Source organism: Psychrobacter sp. AOP5-GZ1-6 (genome assembly GCF_052376345.1).
GTDB lineage: Bacteria > Pseudomonadota > Gammaproteobacteria > Pseudomonadales > Moraxellaceae > Psychrobacter.
Map to the genome: position 1 here is coordinate 1 of NZ_JBQSVP010000199.1, position 3,959 is coordinate 3,959.

Annotated in this window: 2 protein-coding genes; both read right to left on the bottom strand. The window is 44.0% G+C overall.

Features of this window, described 5'->3' with window-relative positions; all coding sequences use genetic code 11:
* Window positions 1–396 precede the first annotated feature (396 nt).
* A complete protein-coding gene (fadA, locus tag ACT3RN_RS14860) occupies window positions 397–1,569 on the bottom strand; it encodes an acetyl-CoA C-acyltransferase FadA (protein WP_192520414.1) in 1,173 nt (390 codons plus the stop codon).
* Between the two features lie 143 nt (window positions 1,570–1,712).
* Window positions 1,713–3,872, bottom strand: coding sequence for a fatty acid oxidation complex subunit alpha FadB (gene fadB, locus ACT3RN_RS14865; RefSeq protein ID WP_192520415.1), 2,160 nt, complete (start codon window positions 3,870–3,872; stop codon window positions 1,713–1,715).
* Between the last annotated feature and the right edge of the window lie 87 nt (window positions 3,873–3,959).

Consider the following 3,959-nt stretch of genomic DNA (forward strand, 5'->3'; position numbering starts at 1 on the left):
TACTTTTGCGTTTATTATTACTAAGTTGATTTTACATATAGTTTTAAAATCGAAAATTCATAAGTGGGTTTTTATAGTATTTAGCTATATTATCTCAATTTTTATTTGGTTATATTCAATAACCTTACTAACACCTATTATGAATATCAGTTAAAAAGCAATTTATTGGATATCCTACAAAAATAGCAAAGAGATGTAAGACAATAGACCAAACTCTAATTTTTATGACCTTTCTGACTCAACTAATAACCATATGCTTAGGTTTAGCGTAATGACTTATACTATTTTATTGTGGGCACAAAAAAGCGCCTCCGACATTAAGTGAGAAGCGCTCATTTTACAAAATATTAGTGTAATTTAATCAACAGTTATCAGTTTATTTAAAATTCTTGAGGCTTAAACACGCTCAATAACAGTGGCAATGCCTTGGCCAAGACCGATACACATCGTCGCTAGACCGATTTCAGTATCTGACTGCTCCATCGCGTTTAATAACGTCACAGTGATACGAGCGCCTGAACATCCTAGTGGATGACCCAAGGCAATCGCACCACCATTGATGTTGACGATGTCTTGCTTGTCGGTCAAGTTCAATGCTTTAAGTACTGACAAACCTTGCGCTGCAAAGGCTTCGTTTAGCTCGATGGTTTGCATATCGTCAATGCTCATGCCAGCACGCTTCAATGCTTTATTGGTGGCAGGTACAGGACCATAGCCCATGATAGCCGCATCGCAACCAGCCACTGCCATACTACGGATCCGAGCACGTGGTTTTAGACCTAGATCTTTGGCTTTTTGTGCGCTCATGACTAGCATCGCTGACGCACCGTCAGACAATGCAGATGAGGTGGCCGCTGTTACTGTGCCGCCTTTTGGATCAAAGGCTGGACGTAGTTTTTGCATTTGTTCCATCGTTGCATCCGGACGAATCACTTCATCGACCGTACATAATTGCAGACGACCCGCAGCATCATGACCTTCGATACCGATGATTTCATTATCAAAACGACCTTCAGTGGTCGCAGCCCATGCGCGGCGATGTGACTCAAGACCAAAAACGTCTTGTTCTTCGCGAGTGATGTTATTCATACGACCAAGCATTTCAGCGGTCAAGCCCATCATGTTTGAGGCTTTTGCATAATGCTTAGATGCTGCTGGATTTAGATCAACACCATGCATCATACCGACGTGACCCATGTGCTCAACACCACCGATGATAAAAATATCACCTTGGTTGGTCATAATTTGGGCAGCAGCAGTATGTAGCGCCTGCATAGAAGAACCACATAAACGGTTGACCGTTTGGCCACCAGTAGTTTTTGGAATATCAGCTAGCAGACCGATGTTACGACCGATGTTTAGACCTTGCTCTAGTGTCTGGTTTACACAGCCCCAGATGATGTCTTCTACATCACGTGGATCAAAGTCGTTGCGCTCTACCAGTGCACGCACCAACTCAGCAGACATGCTATCAGCACGTACATGGCGGAACATACCGTTTTTGGTTCTACCCATCGCTGAGCGTACGCCATCTACGATGACCACGTCTTTTGGACTTAAAATTGTCATACCATATTCCTTTTCAATTTTTATTGTCAGTGGCCGTATCACAGCACTCATCATATTTGACTGTCAAATTATTAATAATACATAAATTTCTAACAATCTGATCGAGCCTGTGTACGGCACTTTATCCTAGTAATGACTGCCTATTACGCTGTTGCGTAAAAAGTCTCGCCTGCTGCTGCCATGTCGCGAATCTTTTGCGGGGCTTCATAAGCTTTGCCAAGGTACGCGTACTTGTCACACAATGCCAAGTAATTATCTAGACCCAACTGGTCAATATAACGACAAGGACCACCGCGGAATGGTGGGAAACCAACGCCCATAATCATCGCCATGTCCGCTTCAGATGGCGTACTCACGATGTTGTCTTCTAGGCAACGAACCGTTTCGTTGCAGAAGGCAATCATAGTACGATCGATGATGGCTTGATCATCAAACTCTTGCTTTTCGCTGTCTGTAGTCGCTTTTAGCAGCTCATAAGTCGCCTCATCCGCCACTTTCTTTGGCTTACCGCGCTTATCAGTTTCATATTTGTAGAAACCAATACCGTTTTTCTGACCTAGACGCTCATTGTCATATAGATGCTGAATAGCACCTTTATAATCAGGCTTCATGCGATCAGGGAAACCTTCTGCCATCACTTCTGCGCCATGGACACCTGTGTCTAAACCAACGACGTCGATTAGATACGCAGGGCCCATTGGCCAGCCGAATTTTTCCATAACTTTATCCACATGAGCAAAATCAGCGCCTTGTTTGAGTAGCAGGTCAAAGGCACCAAAGTATGGGAATAGCACACGGTTTACTAGGAAACCTGGGCAGTCATTGACCACTACTGGCACTTTGCCCATTTTTGATGCTAGCGCAACCGTGGTTGCAATCGCTTCTTCAGATGACTTTTCACCGCGGATAACTTCTACTAGCGGCATACGGTGTACTGGGTTAAAGAAATGCATGCCAACGAAGTTTTCTGGACGCTCAAGTGCTTCAGCCAGATAAGTGATAGAGATGGTCGAGGTATTTGATGCTAGGATACAATCATCCTTAACCAAGCCTTCTACCTCTTTTAGTACCGCACGCTTGACGTTTGGATTTTCTACGACTGCTTCGATAACGATGTCAGTATCGCTAAAGTCACCATAATTCAAAGTAGGACGGATACGGCTTAAGGTTTCGCCCATTTTTGCTGGGGTCATCTTGCCGCGATCGACCATTTTGCCAAGTAGCTTGCTGGCTTCGCCCATACCAAGGTCTAATTGCTCAGACTTGATATCTTTCATGATGATTGGCAAGCCTTTACTGGCTGCCTGATAGGCAATACCGCCACCCATGATACCAGCGCCTAGTACGGCCGCTTCATTGATTTCATGTGCTATTTTGCTGTGTTTCTTCGCTAATTTTTTGACTAGCTGATCGCTTAAGAATAGACCCACCAAGCTCTCTGCTTGTGGTGTTTTAGCCGCTTTTGCAAAGCCAGCCGCTTCTACTTCGATCGCTTTATCACGTGGCAAATTAACATGCTTTTCGATGGCTGCAATCGCTAGCGCTGGTGCTGGGTATTGCTTAGGATTTGCTTTGGCAAAGATCATACCTTTAGCACTGTTAAATGCCATGGCTTGCTCAAGCTGATTTAGCTTAACAGGCACCAATTTTTCTTCACGTTTCGCTTTCCAATCAAGCTCACCTGAGATACATTTTTTGACCAAGTCAATCGCGGCATCTTGCAAGTCGTCAGCAGGCACAGTTGCATCAACTAGGCCTAACTTCAAGGCAGCCAATGCTTTCTTTGGTGTACCAGTCGCGATAAGCTCAAGCGCGTTATCAATACCAATGATACGCGTACTACGAACCGTCCCACCAAAACCTGGGAAGATGCCTAATTGGGTTTCTGGTAGACCGATGATGGCTTTTTCGCTCATGACACGGTATTCACAAACCAAGGTCATCTCACAACCACCGCCCATTGCAGCACCATTGATGGCCGCAACTTTTGGAAAGGGTAAGTCTTCAAAACGATTGAACGCGTCATTGACATGAACAACCCAATCTTTGATTTCACTTTCTGATTTTTTGAAAGAACCTACAAATTCTGTGATGTCAGCACCAGCGATAAACACACCTTTGCCTGAAGTGACGATAAGACCTTTTACGTCGTCCGCTTTTTCTAGCGCACTGACCGCTTCACCGAACTGTTTGTTGGTTTCGGCATCAAATTTGTTTACGCTCTCATTTTCAGCGTTGTACTGCATGTTGGCGATGCCATCCTCTAGCATTGTCACCGTGATGCGATTTCCTTGGTATACCATGTGGAACTCCTTTCTATTGTAATAAAAACGATGTAATAAAATTTATGACTGATAAAGTTTATAATTTATAAAGCTACTTTTTAAACT